1 protein-coding gene is annotated in these 1,423 nt (G+C 36.8%); it reads left to right on the plus strand.

Annotated elements, in window-relative coordinates; translation table 11 throughout:
* Window positions 1–651: 651 nt before the first annotated feature.
* On the plus strand, window positions 652–1,095 hold the full coding sequence (locus tag F607_RS0127110; RefSeq protein WP_027710480.1) for a TM2 domain-containing protein: 444 nt from the start codon (window positions 652–654) through the stop codon (window positions 1,093–1,095).
* Window positions 1,096–1,423 lie beyond the last annotated feature (328 nt).

Here is a 1,423-nt window from a genome sequence, read left to right on the forward strand (position 1 = left end):
AAAGCGGCGTTAAATCGATTTATGATTGAGTTTGAGGATCGACTTAGACCCTATATTTAAAACTGGGCGGATACACAGAAATATTTACAGGGTCCACGAATGGTTTCTAGGTTTTGTTAACTTCACTCCTCACCACAGTTGCCTATTAATATAGGCTCATGGGGCTTCGTCACTTGATGGCCGCACCTAAAAACCATTCGTATTGGGTATAAGTTCTGGTATGTCTTTCGCCCCCTCCTTAATGTTCAAGAAAATTTGGTTACTTAATGCGTCGTATTGATGGTTTTATGTAAATTCTTGACTCATATTTGATTTTATATTTTGCCTATTAGTTAGGATATATCTTTGCAGGCTAAAGAGTTGCTTAGAAGCTGTATTGACGGCTTATGATGGGCAATTAATAGGCTATTTACCAAAGCACTATACCCTTCACGAATCATTTTTAGGAGTTGTTGTTGTCGGCGCTAAGCATGGTTGGAGTGCAGTTTATGCATAATGACATGGATATCATATAGTAGAGCAATACAGGAGCTATTGCCGAGGCGCATTTATCTGCCAACCCAGTCACTTATTAATATAAGCTCTGGGAGTTTATCGCTGGACAACAGCCCCTAAAAAACTTCGTCTTGGGTATATATTAAGAGTTGATTTATGAAAGGTAAAATACTTAACTTTGATGCTAGCACCAAGACAGGTATTATTTCTGGTGATGATGGGAACAGATATAATTTTCAAGCAGCAGATTGGAAGTCCGCTTCTGAGCCACGTGCAACATTGAAAGCTGACTTTACAGTAAATGGTGAGTTGGCAGCTGATATTTATGCTGATAGCTCTTCAAATAGTGGTGCCTCAAAGAAAGTTGCAGCAGCGTTATTTGCTTTTTTCCTTGGCGCTTTTGGTGCCCATAAATTTTATCTAGGATACACCAAGCAAGGTGTTATCATGTTACTGATTTTTATTTTTGGAATTATTCTTTTGGGTATTCCTTCAATGATTATTGGTATTATTGCATTTATTGAGTTTGTTCTTTACTTGACTAAATCTGACGAAGAGTTTGAACAAACGTATATTATTGGCAAAAAGCCATGGTTTTAGTTTATTTAAGATGATTTATAATAATAGCCTTCATTTGAAGGCTATTTTTTTGAAAGCTATTTTACTCAAGTATCATTAGACAATGTTTGCATAACACTCATTGAACACGCCGTGAATCCATCCTTGGAGGCTTGGTTGCCGCTTCCTTGTGGCAAACGGTTCAATATGAGTTATCCAACCATTGCTTGTTATTAACAGATACTGAAGCACAACAGGTGTTTATTTAATAGAGCTTACTAATGAGTCGGAAATAATGGATACTTTCTAGAATTATGCCATACTTATTAGTATGAAATATGATGCCCGACAGTTATCAACAGAAGAAAAA

Source organism: Zooshikella ganghwensis DSM 15267, assembly GCF_000428585.1.
Classification (GTDB): domain Bacteria; phylum Pseudomonadota; class Gammaproteobacteria; order Pseudomonadales; family Zooshikellaceae; genus Zooshikella; species Zooshikella ganghwensis.